The following is a 21,180-nucleotide window of genomic DNA, read 5'->3' on the forward strand; positions in this document are numbered from 1 at the left end:
CTACGCGGCGCCCAGGGACTCCCGGAACCGACGTCCGAGTATTCCGCGGGCCGCGCGGGTCCAGGTGAACCCGACATGTCCGGCGTTGACCCATCGCACATGTTCGGCATGCCACGAATCAGCAAGGGCCTCAGACTGTTCCCGCGGAATGAGCCGGTCCGCCTTCGCGATGAACAGCGTCCGGTCCCGCGGTGCGACGACCGTGGGCAGCGCCAACGGGGACACGACCTGGAAGACGGTTCGCGCGTCGTCGGAGGCGATCACGTCCCGGTACTCATCGGGCGGGTCGTGGTGCGTCAGCAGCGCCAGCGGATCGGCGAACGGCAGCGCCGCGGCCACCGCGTCGAACCGTTCCAGGCCGGCGAGCACGGTGGACAGGTACCCACCGAGCGAGACGCCGTACAGCCCCACGGGGGCATCGGTGGTGCTGCGAATCCAGCTCACCAACCGGCGGACATCCCACACCGCCTGCGTGATGCCGTGCAGCATCGAGGTGAGATCGAGCGACAGCAGTTGTCCATCGGCGGGGTCGCGCCGCGGGCCGTGCAACGGCGAAATCGGCAGCGCCACATTGTATCCGAGCTTGTGGTGCAGATGGTTGGCCCACAGCACGTTCAGGTCGAAGCGCGACGACCCCATCCCGAAACCGTGCAGGGCGACGACCCATGGTGCCGATGAGTCGGGGCGGCGTAGCAGCCGGACGGTGACGGTGTCGTTGCGGCCGTTGCCGGGCCACCGGTCCGCACCCGGCTCGAACGACCGGGCGTCGAATTCCGACGCGAAGGACATCGACTCGTGCCGCAGCGGCCCGTTGTGAGTGCTCCACTGCAGGACGTCGGCGTCGTTCAGTTTCGGGGGAGTGCGGTGGTATTTGGCTGGTTTGGAGATCCAGCCTCGCCTCTTGAACATGGTGGCGGCTTTGTCCAGATCGGCGGCCAGGTGCTCGGGTGCGGCTGCTGCGGGCAGCTTCGGCGGGCGCAGGCGCATGACGGCGAGCACGGCTTCGTCGATGGCAATGTGGGGCGCCACGACCATACGTTGGGCCGCGTCCATGTTTTCGGGACGGCTCACCGGGGGCGGCTCAGGAAGCTCATGGTTCCTCAAAGGGGCAGACATCGTTGTCTCCTTGGTATGCAGTTGTGTAGGTGTCCCGTCCACATCGGCTCGCGGGAGCCGGTGTGGACGGGAACGTGGTCAGTAGCCGAAAGCTATTGACCCATAACATATTTGACGGTCGGCCCGGTGGTCCAGCCGCCGTCGACCGCGATCTCGGCGCCGGTGACGTACGAGGCGGCGCGCGAGAGCAGGTAGGTCACCGCTCCGGCGATCTCGTCGGCCTCGCCGACGCGACCCATCGGGGTGTTGGGGTAGTTGCCCTCGCCCTGCTGGATGCCGACCTGTGCCGTCATTGGCGTGTAGGTCATGCCGGGGTGCACGGAGTTCACCCGGATGCGGTCGGTACCGAGCTCGACGGCGGCGATCTTGCTCAGGCCGCGGACGGCCCACTTGGAGGCGCCGTAGCCGGCGGTCAGGGCCAGACCCATCAGGCCGGCGGCCGAGGAGATGTTGACGATGGAGCCACCGCCGGCCGCGCGCATCGGCGCGATGACGGCCTGGATGCCGTTGAAGACGCCCACCAGGTTGACGTCGAGCACCGTGCGGAAGTGCTCGAGCGGTTCGTGCTCGATGAACTGGCCGGTGGAGATACCGGCGTTGTTGACCAGGCCGGTGATCTTGCCGAACTCTGCGACCGTCAGTGCGACGGCCGCATCCCACTGCGCGCGGTCCGTCACGTCGAGGTGCGTGTAGCGGGCCGCGTCGCCGAGTTCGGCTGCCAGCTGCTTGCCCTCATCGTCGAGGACGTCGGCGATGACGACCTTGCCGCCCCCGGCCACGATGTGCCGTGCCATCGACGCGCCGAGACCGCGTGAGCCTCCGGTGACAAGTGCCACCACGTCCGACAAGCTATCCGAATCTGCCATCGCAGCAACTTCCTTTCGATGTCGTCAGAGCATGGACCCACCAGCTGGATCTGCCCGTGTATGCAGGCAATCACACCTTTTCGGCGCTGCCGGGAGAACTCCCACCCGGTGGGACTGCGGTACCGGCTTTCGTGGCGGCAGGCTACGTGGATGCGGGTTCGGCCCAGCCGGATGCGGCGAGGAGCCGGTCGAGTTCGGCCTTGGCGCCGTCGAGGATCTCCCACGGGTCCTCGACGAGGTCCGGATCGGCCTGGATGCCGACGTCGACGTTGCCGCCGTAGCTGAAGACGGTGACGTTGATGCCCATGCCGACGGTCAGCGGACCGACGGGCACGATGTGCTCGATCTTGGCGCCGGCCATGTACAGCTGGATCGGCGGGCCGGGGACGTTCGAGACGATGAGGTTGCTGGCCAGCGGCAGTTTGTCCTCGAGTTTGGCGGCGCGGAAACCCTTGAACATGAGGTTCAGCAGTACCGGCGGCGCGAAGTCGGTCAGGCCGATGGACTGGCCGGCCTGCAGGTCCTCGGCCAGCGCCTTGGCGCTGTTCATGCCGTTGTGGATGGCCGACAGGCGCTCGACCGGATCCGCCACATCGGTGCACATGGAGGCGATCATGGTGTGCACGTGGTTACCCGGGGTCTCGTCGCCCGCGTCGCGGGTGGACATCGGCACGGTCGCCAGCACCGGCGTCTCCGGCAGCGCGTCGCGCTTGGTCAGGTAGGTGCGCAGCGCGCCCGCCACGACGCTCAGGATCACGTCGTTGACCTTGACACCGAGACCGTTCTTGACGTGCTTGATGTGCGCCATCGGCAGCGACGTGTACGCGAAGCTGCGGTGTGAGCTGAGTGCGCCGTTGAAGCTGGTCTTGGGAGCGCTCATGGGGCGTGGCGGCGGGTCGTCGCGCCGCAGGTGGCTGATGGTGGTCACCGCGTTGCGGACCGTCTGGCCAAGGTACTGAACGACTTTCGGTGGCGTGGTCGCGGCCGAGAGCGTGCCTTTGGCGAACAGCTCGAGGCTCGAGTGGCGCGGCTGTTCGCCTTCGTCGGGCAGCTCGACGAGGGGGCCTCTGGCGTCGGGCGTGACATCGCACAGCACGGACGACAGTCCGGCGCCGGAAACACCGTCGACGATCGAGTGGTGCGTCTTGGCGATGAAGGCGATGCGGCCGCCTTCCAGGCCCTCGACGAACCAGCTTTCCCACAGGGGCTGGTTGCGGTTGAGCTGGCGGGCCAGGATTTCGCCGACGACGTCGGCCAGTTCTTTCTCGCCACCGGGAGCGGGCAGTGCCGCACGGTGAATGTGGTAATCCAGCTTGAACGCTGGATCGTCGACCCACACCGGACGGTCCAGGCCGAGCGGCACTTCTTGGATACGACGGCGGAACGACGGCAGATAGGGCAGCCGGCGGTCGAGGTGATCACGCAGATGCTCGAAGTCGAATCCCGGTGCGTCACTGGGATCCAGGATCATCAACCCCAGCGTGTGCTGTGGCCATTCAGTGCCCTCCATGGACAAGAACATGGCATCCATGCCGGACAAGCGCTTCACCGCAATACTCCCCTCGTGGACCACGGATTTGTGGCGGCAATAACGTATCCACGGTTGCGGTTTCGGCAATTGCTACTTCCCAGTCAGCGAGATCGAAATTCGCGGCCTATCAGCGGTTCTCCCACTATTCGGAATCCCGCTACCAAGTGCACTCGGTTAGCTGTTTCATTTTTCGGACAATTGTCGCAACGTTGTGTACCGGCAATTCCGTTGCTCGGAAAATATATTCTGTGTGCAATTACTTCGGCGCCGCGGCGAATTCATCGATGCCGGGCTCCGTGTCGAGTACTTCGCGATTCAAGATCAACATCTTCACGAAGTACCCGACCCCTACGGCGATGAGACCGAGCACGATCAGGCTGGGTACCCGTGCCGTCGTGGGCGTCACGAGCACGAAGATCGCCACGGCTACCCACACCAATGCGACACCGGCGACAGGCAGTTCGAAGCGGCCCAGGCTGAAGCCACCCTCCTTGTGCTCCAATCGTCTCCGAACGGCGAGGTAGAGCACGACGATCGCGCCGTAGATCAGCGCGGGCAGGATCGTCGACGCGATGATCAGCTGGATCAGCGCGGCGCCGCGCAGCGTCGCCATCAGCACCACACCGACCGCGAGGATCAATAGTGTTGCCGGCACGGGAGTTTGAGTGCGTGGATTGACCTTTCGCATCACGCGGTGCGCGGGGAAGCGGGCGTCGCGGGCCATGGCGAATACCTGCCGCGAACACGCGGCCATCACCACCAGGCCGGCGCCGAACATGGCCAACACGATGCCCGCCAACAGGATTCGCTCGGCGACAGGACCCAGCTGTTCCCGGATGACGAGGGCGACCGGGGAGCCGCTGTGGCTGACGGTGCTGACGTCCTTGATCGCGACGGTGAGCGCGATCAGGAACACCAGGCCAGCGGCGCCAGCCGCGACGACAGACGCCACGATGGCGCGCGGGACGCTGCGGAACGGATCTTTTGCTTCCTCCGCCAGGTTCGCCGCCGAGTCGAACCCGACCAGCGTGGTGAGGCCCATGATCATGCCGGCCATGAGCCCGCCGCCGACGGCGTAGTAGTCACCGGCGCCGGCGGTGATGCCGCGACTGGTCAGGTTGTCGACGTGGCCACTGCCCGTGACCGCCATGACGATCCCGAGCACGAGCACCAGGATCAGGACGATGCCCAGCTCCAAACCGACTGCGCCAGAGGTGATCAGGCCGAGGAGCCGGGTCGAGGCGATGACCAGAGCTGCCTGGACGATCAGCACCGCGATGGTGATCAGGCGTGCGGTGTCCTCGTTGTCGCTGATGCCCAGCAACGGCATCAGCGCCTGACTGGCCAGGGCGTTGTCGACGGCCACCGCGGCGATTGCGAGATACCAGAACGTCAGCCAGCCGAAGAGCCAGCCCACCTTCGGGTTGGCCAGCCGCGATGCCCACTGGTACGACGACCCGCTGAGTGCGATACGGGCTGCGAACTGCGCGACGACGAGAGCGACAAGCGTCTGCCCGACCGCCGCGACGATCCACAGCCAGATGCCGACGGGACCCGAGGTCTGCAGCAGGTCGTCGTAGGTGCCGAAGATCCCCACCGCCACCGAGATGAAGGCGAACGAGACCGCGAAGACCTGAAAGCCGCCGAGGGTCCGCTTCAGTTCGGGCGCGTAGCCGGAGTCGACGCACTCGTCATCGGCGGTGTCCGGAAGTGCAACGCGGTCTGTTGTCATGGCCCGGCCCTTCTGTGCCCATTTACCGGTAATTGTCGCGTACGTCAATGGTCGATGTCGGCGATTGGGCATCTTGGTCGGCGCCGTGATGTTGGGTGGCCAATCCGTGACGAATCTTTGACCGAAATATTGACGCGCCGTACGGATTTCGGCGTTTCACGCCCCATACCATGACGGTGTTCAACCATGCGGCCAGCGACAAAGGGGTCGGATATATGCGGGTGTTAGTGCACGGTGTCCTTGCCGTGGTTGTGGTCGCCACGACCACCACTGGTGGCGCGCTCGGTATCGAGACGGCGGGCATTCGCCTGCCGTTGGGTTCGATCATCGAGTCGACGCAGCCGACGCAGGGAGTGCCGGTCGGCGTCGCGCATCCGATCGTCGTGACGTTCAAGCGGCCGATCACCAACCGTGCGGCCGCGGAGATGGCCCTGGACGTGACGTCGACACCCGCGATGTCGGGCAAGTACGAATGGCTGGATAACAAAGTGGTGCAATGGGTTCCGGACGGATTCTGGCCCGCGCACAGCACCATCAAGCTGACCGTCGCCGGCCAGCCGATGGCCGTTACCACCGGGCCCGCCGTCATCGGGACAGCTCACGTCGCCGACCACACCTTCACCGTCACGATCGACGGCCAGACCTCGCCGGACATGCCGGCGCCACACCACCTTCCGCACCTCGGTGAGTCGGGCGTGCTGCTCGCGACCATGGGTCGGCCGGAGTATGAGACGCCGATCGGCAAGTACACCGTGTTGGCGAAAGACCGCAATGTGCTTATGGATTCGAGTAGTGTCGGCATCCCCGTCGATCATCCGGATGGGTACATGACGGAGGTCGAGTTCGCGGTCCGGATCAGCCGACGCGGACTGTTCGTCCATTCGGCGCCCTGGGCCGTCGAATCGATGGGTTTCGAGAACGTCAGCCACGGTTGTATCGGCTTGGCGCCCGCCGGAGCCGAGTGGTACTACAACACCGTCAACGTCGGCGACCCGGTCATCGTCGAGCCTTAGACTGCGCTGCAATGTAATTCGTCGTAGTGTGCCGCGTTGACTCTGCGGCCTGGGCGTTCGCTACTCGCAGGAGTACGCCCTGAGCGCAGGGTGAACGTGGGTCCGCAGTTGAGTCTGCGGCCTGGGCGTTCGCTACTCGCAGAAGTGCGCCCTGCGTGCAGGGTCAACGTGGGTTGGGTGCTGCGGTCTGTTGAGTCTGCGTCTAGGGCGTCCGCTACTCGCAGAAGTGCGCCCGCAGCGCAGGGTCAACGGGAGCACGCGTTGATCCTGCGGCCTGGGCGTCCGCTACTCGCACGAATAAGCCCTCAGCGCAGGGCCAATGGCCAACGGCCACAACACCACATGGCCACAACGCCTGAAGCACCCGAGCCGCGTGGGCTCGGGTGCTTCAGTCAAAGCGATTGTGCGGCTGGGTAGTTCAGTTCTGCGGACCGGGCTGGGTCGGCAGGTTGGGGGTCGGGCCGCCGGCGTCGACGGGCCGCAGAGTCCGGGCCTCCTTGCCGTCGGCGACGCCACCCATGTCCATCGGGATCGCGGCGGGGGCCGCGGCGATCGGGATGGGCGCACCGATCGGCAACCCGGCGGGGATCGGCGGCACGACCGGCGGCACCGCTGCCGGGACGGGCGGGACGACCGCGGGAACCGGTGGGACTGCCGCCGGGACGACCGGAGCGGCCGCCAGGGGGCCAACGATGCCCGAGGATTCGACGGCGGGGGCGGCGCAGGGCGCGGCAGCTGCCGCGGCGGCAGGCGCCCCGGCTGCAGGCGCTACGGCGCCGGCGTCGCACGCGTACCCGCCGGTCTTGAGTGGGACTGCAGCTGCGGTCGGGCACACGGCCACGGCCGTCGCGCACACCCCGGCGCTGGCAACTATTTTCACAGCGATTCGACCAAAGCTGATCATCACCGGCGTCTCCTTGAACGTGCCCTTAAATTACAGCGCCGAAAATTTGCGCAGCTGAACCGTAGGGCACCGCGGGAGGCGGGTTCAAGACATGTTTTCAATCGGATGCGGGCTCGACATGGGACTGAGCCGCGACCGTGACCGCATCGTTTCAATAGCCTCAAAGTCCTCACAGAGAGGTCTCGGCAGGTAACGGGTTGATGGCGGAACCCGTTGTGAGGCTGGCAAACTCGGCGAGGCCGAGTGGGTCGGGCTAGGTCGCGGAGTTGTCGGCCAGCTGTCGTGCGAGTTCTTCCTCGGCGCGACGTTCGACGAGGAGCGGGACGAAGTCGCGAATCGTGCTGTCGGCGAACTGCTGCCGAGCGCCGTCGATGACGGTGGTCACACGAGCTGGGGACAGGTCCGCAAACTTGGCCGTGAGGCGGGTCTCGATTTCGTTGAATACCTGCTCTTCGGTCTTGGCGGCCATGCCGTCGATCCTTCTCGGCGGCCTTGACGGCTGTCAACGCAGATGGGGTGACCTGTAGGCGAACTAACAATTGCGGGTGCCGTGTGAGCCGACGGTGCACGCCCGGCGGTTAACGCTGCCGCAGCGCGCCGATGCCCTCGTCCAGGGCCGCCTCGAGATACGTGAGGTCGCCGGTCGCGAGCATGATGCCGACACCGCCCTGGATGCCGGCCAGCAGTGCGGCAGCCGCCCGCTCGGCGTCGACGGTGCGGGCAATCTTGTCCTGCTGCTGCATCGCCACGATGCCGTCAGCGATGGCGCCCCGCCAGGAGTCGATCAGTTCGGCCGTGACGGCCTGTGCGCCGGTGCTCGTGCGGCCGATCTCGGACATCAGCACCGCGATCGGGCAGTTCTGGCCTTGTCGGCGATAGCGTTCGACCACGACGTCCCGCCAGCGCTGCCAGGCCGCCCACGAGGTGAGCTCGCTGAGATGGGGCTGCTGGTCGTCGAGCACGCGCTGTGATTCCAGCGTTGCAACAGCGAGCAGCAACTGCTCTTTCCCGCGCGGAAAGTAGTGGAAAATCTGGCTTTTCGAAGTCCGGGTCCGCGCCATCACGTCTTCGATGGTGGTCAGCGCGACACCACGCTCCCGGATCTCGGCCGCGGCGCCGTCGATGATCCGGGCGCGGGTGGCCTGCCCCTTGGTAGTCAGTTTTTGGACTTGCGGGTCCATTTTGCCCGGTGCAGCATGTGGACTCATGAGTCCAGAAGATACGCGTTTGTCCGGCCGCACAGCACTTGTCACGGGTTCGACGGGAGGTCTCGGCACTGCCATCGCCCGCCGGCTCGCCGACGAAGGCGCACACGTTGTGGTGAGTGGACGGAACCCTGATCGTGGCGCAGAGGTGGTGTCGGCAATCCGCGCGGCCGGTGGCGAGGCGTCGTTCGTCGCGGCCGATCTCTCGGGCGGCGACGGTACGATCCGCGCTTTTGCCGAACGCGCCACCGAAGCGGCAGGCGGACGGCTGGACATCCTGGTGAACAATGCCGCCACTCTGCTGATGCCGACGCCGACCGCCGATGTCGCCCCCGAACTGCTGCGGGAGGCCTTCGAGGTCAACGTCTTCGCGCCGTTCCTGCTGACCGGGATCATCGCCCCGGCCATGGTGCGCAACGGCGGCGGAGCCGTCGTGAACATCGGATCGATCACGGGACTGCGTGGCGCCGCCGGCTCGGCGATCTACAACTCCAACAAGGCGGCGATCCATTCGCTCACCACCTCCTGGGCCGACGAGTACGGCCCGTTCGGGGTCCGGGTCAATGCGGTGGCCCCGGGACCGATCGCGACAGAGCGGCAACAGGAGTTTGCCGATCACGTCCAGCCGGTGCTCGACCGGCTGCCATCCCGGCGGATGAGCACGCCGGCAGAGGTTGCAGCCGCGGTCGCGTTCCTGGCCGGCGATGATGCCGCCAACATTCACGGTGTCGTCCTCAGCGTGGACGGCGGGTGGGCGGCAGTCTGACATCGTGGCCAGGTCTCATCTCTCAAACAGATGTGTCCTATCAAAATCCATCGTTGGACACGATGCACATCTGACGGTGAGATGGGTGCCAGACACCGCGGTGGTGAATCGTGGGCTCCGAATCGAGACACTCTGGAAGGAACGGCGGACCGTGAGCGGCTTCAGCAGAAGGCAGTTCGGCTTGATGGCGACGGCAGCGGTCGGCGCCGCGTCGTTGGCGGCATGCGGTTCGTCACCGGAGCCGGCTGCGGCCGAGAAGTCGGCACCGCCGCCCGCCCCGCAGCACAACCTGAACGCGGTCAAGCAGATTCGGGCCGGCGACCTCAATGTCGGTTACGTCGAAGCGGGGCCGGCGGACGGCACGCCCGTCGTGCTGTTGCACGGCTGGCCCTACGACATCCACAGCTACGCAGACGTTTCCGCGCTGCTCGCGGATCAGGGTTTCCGCGTGATCGTGCCGTACCTGCGTGGTTTCGGGTCGACCCGATTCGTCTCCGACACCACGGTCCGGAACGGTCAGCAGTCCGCACTGGCCGCCGACGTCGTGGCTTTCATGGATGCGCTGAACATCCCGCGGGCGATCCTGGGCGGCTTTGACTGGGGTGGACGCTCAGGCAATGCCGTCGCCGCCCTGTGGCCACAGCGGGTTGCCGGTCTCGTTGCAGTCAGCGGGTACATCATCGTGAATCGCGCCGCGAACCTGCAGCCGTTGGATCCGGACGCCGAGCTGGGGTGGTGGTACCAGTACTACTTCGCCACGCCGCGTGGAGAACTCGGCTACCGGAAGAACACCAAGGAGTTCAATCGGCTGATCTGGTCGAAGGCCTCGCCGCTGTGGCACTTCACCGACGCGGCCTACGGGTTGAGTGCCGGCGCGTTCGACAACCCCGACCACGTCGCCATCGTGATCCACAACTACCGGTGGCGCCTCAGCCTGGCCGAAGGTGAAAACCGTTACGAGGCTGACGAACAACGGCTGCAGGCCAAGCCGCTGATCCACGTCCCGACGATCACCATCGGCAGTGACTTCGACGGTGCCGCGAAGGATGGCGCGGGATATCGCTCGATGTACACCGGGGCGTACGAGCACCGCATCCTCGACGGCATCGGCCACAACGTGCCGCAGGAAGCGCCCGCGCAGTTCGCGAACGCGATCATCGACGTCAGCCGGATGTAGCCCGGCGGCCCGCTACTTGGCCAGGCTGCGGCTGATGACGAGGCGCTGAATCTGGTTGGTGCCCTCGAAGATCTGCATGATCTTGGCCTCGCGCATGAAGCGCTCCACGCGGTAGTCGCGGGTGTAGCCGGCGCCGCCGAACACCTGGACGGCGTCGGTGGTGACCTTCATGGCAGCGTCGGTGGCGACCAGTTTGGCGACCGAGGCATTGCGGGAGTAAGGCAACCCGGCGTCGCGTCGGCGGGCGGCATCCAGGTACGTGGCGCGTGCGGAGTCGACTGCGGCGGCCATGTCGGCGAGCAGGAAACCGAGCCCCTGGTGATCGATGATCTTGCGGCCGAACGTCGTTCGCTCCTGGGCGTATGCCACCGCCTGATCCAGCGCCGACTGGGCCAGGCCGACGGCGACCGCGGCGACACCGAGCCGGCCGGCGTCGAGCGCGCTGAACGCGATCGGCAGGCCCTGGCCTTCGGTGCCGATGAGGCGCTCGGCAGGCAGGAACGCGTTGTCGTAGTGCGCCGACGTGGTGGGCACTGCGTGCAGACCCATCTTCTCCTCGGGCCCACCGAAGGACAGCCCCTCGGTGCCGGCGGGCACCAGGAAGCACGAGATGCCTTGCGAGCCTTCGCCGGTGCGCGCGAACAGGGTGTAGAAATCGGCGAGCCCACCGTGCGTGATCCAGGCCTTCGAGCCGGTGACCCGGTACCCGTCGTCGGATGCGACGGCCTTGCAGGCCAGTGCCGCGGCGTCGGAACCGGCTTGCGGTTCGGAGAGGCTGTAGGCGCCGATAAGGTTGCCGCTCAACATCTCCGGCAGCCAGTGCTGCCGCTGGTCGTCGGTGCCGAACGTCATCAGGGGATGGCACGACAGGCTGTGCACGCTGACCGCGATGGCCACCGAGGCCCACCGGGCCGCGAGCTCTTCGAGCACCTGCAGATACACCTCGTAGGGCTGGCCGCCGCCGCCCCACTCCTCGGGGTACGGCAGGCTCAGCAGCCCGGCCTCGCCGAGGGTGGGGAACACCCCGTCGGGGTACGTCTCGTCCTTCTCGTGCTGGTCGACGATGGGGTCCAGCACCTTGTCCGCGATGTCGCGGGTGAGCTCGATGAGCGCGTGGGCTTCATCGTTGGGCAAGAGGCGATCAACAGGCACCGGAGACTCCACTAATACGTCGGACAGTACTGAGTTACCTCACAGAGTACTGTTTGAGTAGTACTGAGTAAAGGGCCGCAGTACTATGCCGATGTGAGCACGCGCACGTCCCCGGCGTTCGGCACCCGCCGCCGCACCGAGCTGTTCGACGCCCTGATCGCGCTGTTCCTCGACGAGGGATTCGCCCACCTCACGCTCGACGACATCGCCGGGCGGCTGCGCTGCTCGAAGTCGACGCTTTACACGCTGGCCGGCAGCAAGGAGCAGTTGGTCCGCGCGGCGACCGTGCAGTTCTTCCGGCAGGCGACCGACGAGGTGGAGCAACTGGTGGCCGGAGTCGACGGAGCCCGGGCGCGGATCACGGCCTATCTGTCCGCGGTGGGGACGGTGCTCGATGCCGCGTCGGACCAGTTCATGGTGGACCTGGACGCCTTCGCCCCGGCCCGCAGCGTCTACGAGAAGAACACCCAGATCGCGGCCCGGCGGGTCCACGAGATGATCGCCGACGGTGTCGAGAGCGGCGAATTCCGCAATGTCCACGCGTCTTTCGCGGCCGACCTGGCGTCGACCATGATGGTGCGCATCCAGCAGCGCCGGGTCCGCGAGAGTACCGGACTCGACGATGCCAGCGCATATCGCGAGCTCGCGGCGATCCTCACCGCCGGTATCAACGCCTGAGCGCGCCGACTGACGTCACCACCCGACATCGTGTTTGTTGCAACTCGATAAGCACGCCCCACGCACCCCATCAAGATCAGTAGCCTCGTGCGGTGGACCGCAGAACCGCTCTCAAGGTGCCGCTGCTGCTGGCGGCCGGCTCTGCCATGGCCGGATTCTCCGGACCAGCTCCGGCGTCCGCGGCCGGGACGCGCTGGACTCCCGAACGGGCCAACAGTTGGTACCAGGGACAGGGCTGGCTGGTCGGTGGCAACTACATCACCTCGACCGCGGTCAATCAGCTGGAGATGTTCCAGGCCGGTACCTACGACCCCGGCCGCATCAACGCCGAACTCGGCGCCGCCCGCTGGTTCGGGTTCAACACCGTCCGCGTCTTCCTGCACGATCTGTTGTGGGCCCAGGACCCGCGCGGCTTCTCGCAGCGGTTGACGCAGTTTGTCAGCATCGCGGCGAACAACGGCATCAAGCCGCTGTTCGTGTTCTTCGACTCATGCTGGGACCCGCACCCCAAACTCGGCGTGCAACGGGCGCCCACCCCGGGCGTCCACAACTCGGGTTGGGTGCAGAGCCCGGGTGCGGACCGCATCGCCGATCCCAATTACCGTGCCGTACTGCAGAATTACGTCACCGGCGTGATCAACCTGTTCCGCAACGACAACCGCGTGCTCGGCTGGGATCTGTGGAATGAGCCCGACAACCCGGCTGACGTCTATCGCAAGGTCGAGCGCAGCGACAAGATGAAAGTCGTCGCCGACCTGCTCCCGCAGGTGTTCGCCTGGGCACGCGCCGTCGACCCGACACAGCCGTTGACAAGCGGTGTGTGGCAAGGAAGTTGGGCCAACCCCGCGCAGCGCAGCGCCATCGCGTCGATCCAGCTGGACAACTCGGACATCATCTCGTTCCACAGCTACGCCAAGCCGGCCGACTTCTCGGCCCGGATCGATGAGCTTGCCCCACTGGGCCGGCCGATCATCTGTACCGAGTACCTCGCCCGCAACCAGGGCAGCGCCGTCGAAGGCATTCTGCCAATTGCCAAGCAGCGCAACGTCGGTGCGTACAGCTGGGGACTCGTGGCCGGCAAGACCCAGACCTACTTCCCGTGGGATTCGTGGGATCACCCGTCCCCTGCGGAGCCGAAGGTCTGGTTCAGCGATCTGCTCTACCCCAACGGGCGGGCCTTCCGCGACAGCGAGGTCCTCACGGTCCGGAAGTTGACCGGAACACCCGGCCAGACCTAGGAGTCTGCTGAATTAGTGGGGTTTGGGGCGGGGCGTCTCAAGCGCTCGGTGGCGCGTGGGTGAAGTCAGGCCCGGAGGTCGACAGATGCGAGATCACCCCGCCACCATCGACTGTGGCATCGGTTGCCTGGGGTGGCAAGAGGTTGGTCACCTGCTGTTAGGCGATGGCCCAGGTGGTGCCGTTGTGGCCAAGGCCCAGGGCGATCAGCCGTCGAAGATTCAATGCGGCGGCGCGGTGGTGCAGCCAGTGGTCGTTTTTGAGGGTTCCGCGGTAGCGGACTTTGCGGTTGCCGCGGGCCAGCCAGGCGATGGAGCGTTCCACCATGGGCCGGTGCCGGCGGTACTCGTCCTGCCAATCGGGGTCGTGGGCTTGGCGGCGGGCGGCACGCATCAGCGGTTCGTGCTCAGAGACGGTCAGCTGTCGTCCCCGTTTGGCCGTCGTGCACTTGGTCATCAAAGGGCAAGCGCCACAGTATTTTCCGAACTTCACACCACCACGAGGCGCGATACCGACAGTATGGCCGGCGGGGCAGGTCACCGTCCGCGCGGTGAAGTCGACGGCGAAGTCATCGATGGTGAACCCACCGGGCACCGCGGCACGCAACGGCAGCGGTTTGATCACCGCAACATGCTTGCGCTCGGCCAACTCTGCCCGGGCTGCGCCGGTGCCGTAGGCCGAATCACCGAGCACCCGCACCGGGGCATCCTCATCGGCAAGCAATCCCAGCCCGACGACCGCTTCGTGGTTATCGGGGCCGCTGGCTTTGGTCAGCGCGCAGTCGGTGATGATCCCGGTATCGGGTTCGATCGCGATGTGGGCCTTGAAACCGTCCTGGCGCCGATGCACCGTCTTATGAGCGTGCCGGGCCTCAGGATCCACCGTCGAGACGACCCGGTCCGGGGCGACCTTGTGGGCGATGCGCCAGTGCCCGTCGGTGCCATCAGAACCCTCAGCCGGTTCGACATCCTGGCCGGCGATCAACGCCAACAGCGCCACCGCTTCGGCGGCGCGTGGCCCCAGTTCCTGTTCGGGCAGATGCCCCAGAACCCGGTGGGCGTCGCCGACCAGGGCATCGATGAGCTGATCACGGGCAGCCTTGTCGTTCCAGGCGATCGCTGGTTTACCCGGATCATCGTAATTGTGTGCCGTGCACTGGGTTTCGATGACCTCGGCGGCGCCGGGGACCTCACGCCGGACTCGCCGGATCGCGGCGATCAGCTGGGTCACGGTGTCCTGGGTGGCCACCGCGTCGTCGAGGACCGTGGAATCGAGCGCCCGCCGGGTCTTGCCTGCCAACACCGCGGTCTGCGCGACCACGGTGCGCACGGCCTCGAAAATCCGGTTCGGTCGATCCGGGCCGCCAGCCGGCGCCGCCAATAGGTCAAGGTGGTGGAGTGAAATGCCGGTGCGGTGACCGGCAGCCCGCACGCGGCTTTCCACCGCAGATCGAAGGTGACCGCATCCACGGTCTCGTTGTCCGAGAGCCCATGCAACGCCTGCAACACGATCACCGAGGCCATCACCTCGGCCGGCACACTGGGCCGGCCCCGCCGCGACGGAAACAGATCCGCGAACATCTCCTCGGGAAACAACTCGTGGCGATGGGCCGCCAGGAACGCAAACACACTGTCGGGCTTCAGAAGATGCCCGGCCACCGATTCGGCATCCAACAACTCACGCTGATCATCAGAGCGACCCTGCACCCACCAAGGATCCCAGATACCACCGACCAACCCGCCTTCCGCCACGCGGATTTTTCAGCAGACTCCTAGAGCGCTCCGTCAGTGCGCCAGCAGCAGGATGAGCTGCGCCTGCAGCTCACCGAAGAGGAAACCGAGGGCGGCGCCGAGCACGACGACGATCCATTCGTCATCCTTGAACGCCGGGCGCAGCAGGTTCTCGAACGACAGTGAGTCCAGCACCATCATCTTGCTGACCATGACGTTCTCGAGATCGAGGCGATCGCGCATGTATCCCTCGATGTAGGTGGATGTTTCGGGCAGCTTGTCGATGATGGAGTCGGTGATCTGCTTCTTCATGTCCACGTACTGGCGGCCGCCGACGGACTTGATGATTTTGCCGGTGAAGCCCATCTGCTTGTCGATGGTCGCGCTGATCTCGGTGGAGATCATGTCGAAGAACCGGTCCGACGACGGGCCGTTGAGCATGCTCTCCATGATCGCCTGGGGCGTGAAGATCTCCCGGGCCATGAGTGCCGCGTAGCCTTCGACGACCTGCTTGCGTTCGCGCTGGAACACGCCCTGCCACTTGATGCCGAGGAAGACGTTTTTGCGCTCCAACGGCCGGAAAATCATCTGCAGCGCAACATAGTCCGTGAGGCCACCGGTCAGCAGGCCGAACAGCGGCAGCGACCAGTGCCAGTTGGTGATGCCGAACACCACGGCCTGGACCAGGCCGATCAGGAAGCCGAAGAGCAGGCCGGACATGATGAGGAACTTGAACGCGGGCTTGCCGATGTCCTGGAAAACCGTGTTGAGGGTGACCTTGTCGCGCACGAGGTTGGTGACGACCATGTGCTTGATGTCGAAGATCTGGTCGACCTGGCCGCGGAGCTTGTCGAACATCGCGGCCATGGCGACCGGGATGCGCTTCTCGACGTTCTTGACGACGACGTCCTTGAGCTGATCCGGAGTAGCGCGCCAGACCTGCGGCTGGAACGACATCATGATGGTGTCGACCATCTCCGCGGAGGTCTGCCGTAATGGTTCGGCGAGTTCCTTGACCAGTTCGTTCGGGTCGATCTTGTCGAACATCTCCTCGGGTTTGAGAATCTCCGACGTCAGCGAATCCACCGCCACCGCAGCCATTTTCGGTGCGCGCTTGGGAATCTGGCCCTGCCAGCCGAGGTAGGGCGGAATGCCCTTGAACTCAACCGGGTAGAACATCATCTTCAAGGCCATGATCTTGGTGATCCAGCCGACGAACGCGGCGCCCAACGGGATGGTGACGTACACCCACCAGGGGTAGGCGAACGCATTGGCCATGAGGTTCTCCACCTGGCTGTCTCCCATCAGTCGTGTCCAGTGAGTGGCTGGACCACGTTAACCGGCGACCACGTGCCAGAAGACTAACGGGGGCGTCAGATCCGCAACGGCGGATCGCGTATTTTGCTGGGCGAGCCTACTGGTTGAAGATGGTCGCTCCGCCAGGGACGGTGTAGCTGATGTACATCGGGTTGGTCAGGAACGGCTGTGCGCCCGAGTTCATCAGGTGTGCGTTGGTGGCGTCGCTGGTGACGAAAGGCGCGTTGGCATCGTTGATGGTGTACGAGTACAGCGGTGTGCCGAGGTTGTCGTACACCGTGACCTGGGTGCCGTTGGCGAGCAGGTCGTAGGCCGGATCGCTATTTGCTGTTGTGGTGACGTACTGGTGCGAGGAATCGGTGTAGTAGTAGGACACCGTGTTGTTCCCGGCGTACGTGTCCGGGATGGTGCCCGTGACGCCGCCGGAATCGATCAGCAGGTTGATCGGCGTGCGGGGGCCGCCATTGATGCTCACCGAACCGACGACGTTGGGCGATCCCGACACCGTGTACTTCGGCGTTCCCGGATTGGGGCCGAACTGCAATTCGTGGGCGGACTCGTTGATGAAGACACCGTCGTTCAGGTCGCCCAGCAGCGCCGTGGTGGGCGAGAAGGTATCAGGGCCGACTGCGTTGGAGCCGATGCCCAGCACGCCGACGACGCCGTTGCCGGCGAGGTATTGAGCGAGCGTGGTCGGGACAGTGGTGGGGTTGCCGTTGGAGTCCGTCGTCGCCTGGGTGGCACTGGTCACGACATTGACCCCGGTCGGCGCCGTGATGATGCCGTTGCCGAAGTCGATGGTGGTGTTGTAGGTCGAATAGTTGTAGGTCAGCCCGCCGCTGTAAGCACCGATGCCGGTGTCCACCGCGTTGCCCAGGCCGGCAGCGCCGATCTTGTCGCTGCTGATCACCAGACCGTTCGAGCCCGTATCGACCAGCACCGGCACCATCGGGCCGCCGTTGATCGAGACGTAGACGACCGGCTCAAGGCCGTACTTCATGACCAGCGGGAGGTATCCGTAGGTCGGACCATTGGCGGCGGTTTGGTACACCCGGCCCTTGACCGCTTGATTCAGCATCCCGTTGGCGTCGGTGTTCCCCGACATGCCCTCGGCGGCGTTGATCGAGCCCAGCGCCATGCCGGGCAGAGAATTGTTCCAGTTCAGCAGTGCCGCGGCGAATCCGGCGAGGAACGGGTTGTTGGCGTTGTTCGCATAGAACGAGGTGAAGCCCGGGTTGTTGGCCGTGTAGGTGTTGAGGGCCCAGCTCGCGATGGCGAGCTGGAACTGCGCGCCGAACGTTCCGAAGCCACCGAGCCAGTCGCCCCGACCAAAGGTGTCCGCGTACAGCGTCGCTTGCGCGCTGGAAACTGCCAGCTTCAGCGTGTCGATATTCGGGCTTGAGGAGGCGGCCGCGGCGGCGTCCGTGACGGAGATGGCGCCGGCGGGCGCAGGGGTGCCGACGCCGGCGGCGGGCGCCGGTGTGGTGCCGAGGAGCTGACCGGCCGTCTGGCCGGTAGCCGCGCTTGCAGACTTGAGCGTCTGCTTGGTGTTCGGCGCTGCCGAGCCGATGGCCTGTTCCGCCGTAGCGAGCAGCGACAGAATTCCGGACGGGCCCGTGGTCCCGGTCGGAGACGTAGCGAGCGCCGGTGTCTGCGTTGTCGTGGTGGCGGCCGCAGTGGTGACTGTCGGTGCGGTGGTGGCGGTTTCGGCAGCAAAGGAAGTCGGCGTGGCTGCCGGCTTTTCTGGTTCTGCGGCTGGTGCCTCGGCCGGCGCCGACTTTTCCGCGGATGCGGCCGGGGCGGCGGCGGTTGCGGGCTTGGTTGCCGCGGTGGCCTTCGGGGCGTCAGCGTCTGCCTGCTTCGAGGCGGCCGGCGTGTTGTTGAGGACTCCGCGGATGGCGGCGGTGGGCCTCGAGTGAGTGACAGAACTCGCGGGAGCCTTGGTCTTCGGACCCGAGTCGTCGGAAGAAGATGAGTTCGCGTCAGCTGAGTTGCTACCGGTGCCGTCGGTACCGGTGCCGCTCGAGTGCGGCTCGTGGGAGGTCTTCGTGTCTTTGTCTGCATCTGCAGACGACTTGGCGGGGCTGCCTGCGTTGTCTGACGGTTTCGAGCCCTGGCCGGCCCCGTCGTTGTCGGCCTTCTTGTGGCCGGGAGCTGCGCCGCCCGAGTTGCCCGACGCCGAAGAGGATGAATCCGAGCCGTCCGTCGTTGCGCTGGCCACCGCGGCGGTGCCGAGGAGGAACGCGCTCATCCCGACGGCCGCGACGCCGGTACCCAGCCAGGCGCTGACTGGAAGTTTCCGGGGAGAGGTACGACGGTGTGTTCCAGCCATTTTGGGTCCTCCCAGACGTACGCCGCGCGGCCGTCAGCCCCCGGCAGATCAACCATTGCTGCGGCATTAACCCACAGCCGGGTGGCAGGCAGGCGTAGAACCGTAGTACTGACTGCAAATTAACAGTTGCGGACGCGTGCTGCAGCGGTTCTGGCAAAGATATTTGCTTCCATCGTCAATAAATTGCGGCGGGCGATTGGCGGTATCCGCCACCGGACGGCGGGTGAGGGGACATGGCCGTATCGGTCACGGATTAACGTCCTCGAACGTAAATTTGGATCGAGCGGTGCTTGTGGGCCGCGCGGGAAGCACTTTGCGAGGGGGCTTTGGTGGCTGGACGGATCGGCAAACTCGGGTGCAGGGCAGTGCATCGTGCGTTGACCGTGTTGGTTCCGTTGGCGATTTTCTGCGCGTACGTGGAGCAGCCGGTGCGGCCGGTCTCGCACATCGCAGTGACGCCGACAGCGGAGATCGTGTCGGCGCCATCGAGCATCGGCATCGCTGACTCCAGCCTCTATGGCATGTCGCAGGAGAACATCGACGCGACGCTCGACATGTTGCAAGCCATGGGCGTCGACAACGTCCGGGTGTTCATCCCCTGGATTTACACCGAGCCGTTGCAGGGTAAGTACAACTGGGCGCCGATCGACGCGATCATGGACGCGGCGAAAGCCCGGAACATGGGCGTGCTCGCGATGGTCAACAGCACGCCGCCGTGGGCGGGAATCGACGGGAACTTCCCGGGCGCGAATACGCCCGACCCGGCCGCCTACGCGAGTTTCATGAACCTGGTCGCGACGCGGTACAGCAGCACGGTCTCGGCCTACGAGGTGTGGAACGAGGTCAACTGCAACTGCTTCTACGACCCGGTATCGCCGGCCAGTTATACCCAGTTACTGCAGGCCGCCTACCCGGTCATCAAAGCGGCCGACCCGACGGCGACGGTCATCGCGGCCGGTTTGAGCAGTGTCTTCAGTGCCGGAAACGTCACGATGAACCCCGTCGACTACGTGGCTCAGATGTACGCCGCGGGTGCGAAAGGTTCGTTCGACGCGCTGGCGATCCACCCGTACCACGAATCGTTGATGTTCTCCGATGGCCAGGGCACCCTTCTGGCGCCGTATACGCAGATTCAGCACATCCACGCACTCATGGAGGCATTCGGGGACGGCGCCAAAAAGATCTGGATCACCGAGTACGGCGTGCCGACCGACCACGTGAGCCAGCAGACGCAGGCCGATTACATCAAGAACCTCATCGAGACGTGGCAGACGATGTCCACCGATGGGGTGAACTACGCCGGGCCACTGTTCATCTACACCACGCGGGACGGTCAGCCGGGTAGCGGCTATTTCGGCATCTTCGACGCCAACTGGATTCCGAAGGAAGCCGCGTTCGTCATCGCGCAGGAAATTCTGCAACTCAACGGCATTGACCTCGGGGATGCCGAGCGCCGACTGGGTGCCATCGTGCGACTCGCTGTCGGCGCGGTCGTGAACGTCGCTGTCAACATCGGGCAAGCCGTCGTGAAAGTCGTTGATGCCGCATGGAATGCGTTCGTCGACGTCACCAAGGCGGTGACGCAGGCAGTCGTCAACACGATCAAGTGGGTGACCAACGCCGTCTTTCAGGGGGTGAAGTGGGTCGCCAATACGGCGGTCGATATCACCCAGGCCGTCGTCGCGGGTATCTCGAACGTGATCCAGAAGATCGGCGACATCATTCACCCGCCGGCACCGGGCGCGGCGGCGAACCCGATGGCTGCGTTGAAGGCAGTGGCCGCGATGAATGACGTTGCGGTGGCGGCCGGTTCGCCGAAGGGCGCTGCGGCCGCCAAGCCCGAGCCCGCGGCAAGCGAGGCCGGCCTGAAGGTTGCGCCAAGCAAGGGAGCCGAAGCCAAGGACACCGCGGACCCGGACGCGGTGAAGGGACCCGCGAAGGAATCCGCGGACAGCCCTGAAGTGAAGACACCCGAGACGAAGGACGCTGTGAAGGCAGCGCCTGACGACACGAAGCCGGCAAGCAAGAAGAAGGATCCGGCGGAGTCGACGAAGGACCAGCCGAAGTCCCAGGCGCCGAAGCAGTCTGACGCGCCGAAGCGGGATAAGGGCAAGGAGTCGGGACAGCACGCGACGGGTGGCGATAAGCAGAGCGCGCCGTCCGGTGCCGGCAAGCCGCGAAACGGCGACACCCCGAACGACGCTCAGAAGGTAAAGCCAGCCAAGGCGCAGAGCGCCCAGTAACGACGGTTTTCGAGCTGCGGGGACGCACGGTCGATTGCCCTCGCTGAATTGGTGCGGAAACTGAGCATTGCGTTCCGCGGGGCGGCGGGACGACTGGCGGTGGACACGACCCGGGAGATACGACAGGCGTGTAGTCGACCGGACTGGTCAGATGCCGCTGGGCCCTTTTCCGTCCGTATCTG

Annotated in this window: 16 protein-coding genes and 1 pseudogene; 6 read left to right on the plus strand and 11 right to left on the minus strand. The window is 65.5% G+C overall.

Translation table 11 applies throughout. The features are described 5' to 3' along the window. The 4 genes from G6N46_RS18840 to G6N46_RS18855 all read right to left on the minus strand — a co-directional run bounded on the left by G6N46_RS18840 (nt 1) and on the right by G6N46_RS18855 (nt 5,245). A complete protein-coding gene (locus G6N46_RS18840) occupies nt 1-1,035 on the minus strand; it encodes an alpha/beta hydrolase (RefSeq protein ID WP_234880828.1) in 1,035 nt (344 codons plus the stop codon). A 173-nt stretch (nt 1,036-1,208) separates the two neighbouring features. Continuing rightward, nucleotides 1,209-1,982, minus strand: a complete 774-nt coding sequence (locus G6N46_RS18845) for a glucose 1-dehydrogenase (RefSeq protein WP_138251213.1) — start codon at nt 1,980-1,982, stop codon at nt 1,209-1,211. Nucleotides 1,983-2,124: 142 nt separating this feature from the next. Continuing rightward, complete coding sequence (locus tag G6N46_RS18850; protein ID WP_174814066.1) at nt 2,125-3,531, minus strand: WS/DGAT/MGAT family O-acyltransferase; 1,407 nt, start codon at nt 3,529-3,531, stop codon at nt 2,125-2,127. Nucleotides 3,532-3,769: 238 nt separating this feature from the next. Continuing rightward, entirely contained in the window at nt 3,770-5,245 is a 1,476-nt protein-coding gene (locus tag G6N46_RS18855; RefSeq protein WP_138251212.1) for an APC family permease, read from the minus strand. Between the two features lie 215 nt (nt 5,246-5,460). On the opposite strand from G6N46_RS18855, the gene G6N46_RS18860 reads away from it, so the two are divergent. Continuing rightward, nucleotides 5,461-6,258 carry a L,D-transpeptidase gene (locus tag G6N46_RS18860; RefSeq protein ID WP_061003803.1) on the plus strand — a complete coding sequence of 266 codons (798 nt, stop codon included), beginning with the start codon at nt 5,461-5,463 and terminating at the stop codon, nt 6,256-6,258. Nucleotides 6,259-6,676: 418 nt separating this feature from the next. Here G6N46_RS18860 and G6N46_RS18865 read toward each other — a convergent pair whose 3' ends face one another. From G6N46_RS18865 to G6N46_RS18875, 3 genes are all read right to left on the minus strand, one after another. Further along, nucleotides 6,677-7,138 carry a hypothetical protein gene (locus tag G6N46_RS18865; protein WP_174814067.1) on the minus strand — a complete coding sequence of 154 codons (462 nt, stop codon included), beginning with the start codon at nt 7,136-7,138 and terminating at the stop codon, nt 6,677-6,679. A 277-nt stretch (nt 7,139-7,415) separates the two neighbouring features. Beyond that, nucleotides 7,416-7,631, minus strand: coding sequence for a three-helix bundle dimerization domain-containing protein (locus tag G6N46_RS18870; RefSeq protein WP_133426272.1), 216 nt, complete (start codon nt 7,629-7,631; stop codon nt 7,416-7,418). Between the two features lie 109 nt (nt 7,632-7,740). Next, complete coding sequence (locus G6N46_RS18875) at nt 7,741-8,343, minus strand: TetR/AcrR family transcriptional regulator (RefSeq protein WP_133426299.1); 603 nt, start codon at nt 8,341-8,343, stop codon at nt 7,741-7,743. A gap of 25 nt (nt 8,344-8,368) precedes the next feature. Between G6N46_RS18875 and G6N46_RS18880 the strand changes: the two genes are divergently transcribed. Both G6N46_RS18880 and G6N46_RS18885 read left to right on the plus strand, forming a co-directional pair. After that, on the plus strand, nt 8,369-9,133 hold the full coding sequence (locus G6N46_RS18880; protein WP_138251210.1) for an SDR family NAD(P)-dependent oxidoreductase: 765 nt from the start codon (nt 8,369-8,371) through the stop codon (nt 9,131-9,133). Nucleotides 9,134-9,317: 184 nt separating this feature from the next. Further along, nucleotides 9,318-10,310 (plus strand): alpha/beta fold hydrolase, encoded by a 993-nt coding sequence (locus G6N46_RS18885; protein WP_138251211.1) that lies wholly within the window; start codon nt 9,318-9,320, stop codon nt 10,308-10,310. A 12-nt stretch (nt 10,311-10,322) separates the two neighbouring features. Here G6N46_RS18885 and G6N46_RS18890 read toward each other — a convergent pair whose 3' ends face one another. Continuing rightward, nucleotides 10,323-11,462 carry an acyl-CoA dehydrogenase family protein gene (locus tag G6N46_RS18890; protein WP_138251209.1) on the minus strand — a complete coding sequence of 380 codons (1,140 nt, stop codon included), beginning with the start codon at nt 11,460-11,462 and terminating at the stop codon, nt 10,323-10,325. 93 nt (nt 11,463-11,555) lie between these two features. Between G6N46_RS18890 and G6N46_RS18895 the strand changes: the two genes are divergently transcribed. Further along, on the plus strand, nt 11,556-12,140 hold the full coding sequence (locus tag G6N46_RS18895) for a TetR/AcrR family transcriptional regulator (protein WP_133426269.1): 585 nt from the start codon (nt 11,556-11,558) through the stop codon (nt 12,138-12,140). A gap of 92 nt (nt 12,141-12,232) precedes the next feature. Then, the gene (locus tag G6N46_RS18900; RefSeq protein WP_133426268.1) at nt 12,233-13,378 is read left to right on the plus strand and encodes a cellulase family glycosylhydrolase; all 1,146 of its coding nucleotides are present in this window, start codon (nt 12,233-12,235) and stop codon (nt 13,376-13,378) included. Nucleotides 13,379-13,535: 157 nt separating this feature from the next. Here G6N46_RS18900 and G6N46_RS18905 read toward each other — a convergent pair. From G6N46_RS18905 to G6N46_RS18915, 3 genes and pseudogenes are all read right to left on the minus strand, one after another. Then, nucleotides 13,536-15,082 (minus strand): annotated as a pseudogene (locus G6N46_RS18905) (IS1182 family transposase). A 78-nt stretch (nt 15,083-15,160) separates the two neighbouring features. Beyond that, nucleotides 15,161-16,411 (minus strand): DUF445 domain-containing protein, encoded by a 1,251-nt coding sequence (locus G6N46_RS18910; RefSeq protein ID WP_138251199.1) that lies wholly within the window; start codon nt 16,409-16,411, stop codon nt 15,161-15,163. A gap of 109 nt (nt 16,412-16,520) precedes the next feature. Next, a complete protein-coding gene (locus G6N46_RS18915) occupies nt 16,521-18,755 on the minus strand; it encodes a PecA family PE domain-processing aspartic protease (protein ID WP_138251198.1) in 2,235 nt (744 codons plus the stop codon). 383 nt (nt 18,756-19,138) lie between these two features. On the opposite strand from G6N46_RS18915, the gene G6N46_RS18920 reads away from it, so the two are divergent. Further along, the gene (locus tag G6N46_RS18920) at nt 19,139-20,998 is read left to right on the plus strand and encodes a beta-galactosidase (RefSeq protein ID WP_138251197.1); all 1,860 of its coding nucleotides are present in this window, start codon (nt 19,139-19,141) and stop codon (nt 20,996-20,998) included. The last annotated feature ends 182 nt before the right edge of the window (nt 20,999-21,180 follow it).

The sequence above is a fragment of the Mycolicibacterium phocaicum genome (assembly GCF_010731115.1).
GTDB classification, from domain to species: Bacteria; Actinomycetota; Actinomycetes; order Mycobacteriales; family Mycobacteriaceae; genus Mycobacterium; species Mycobacterium phocaicum.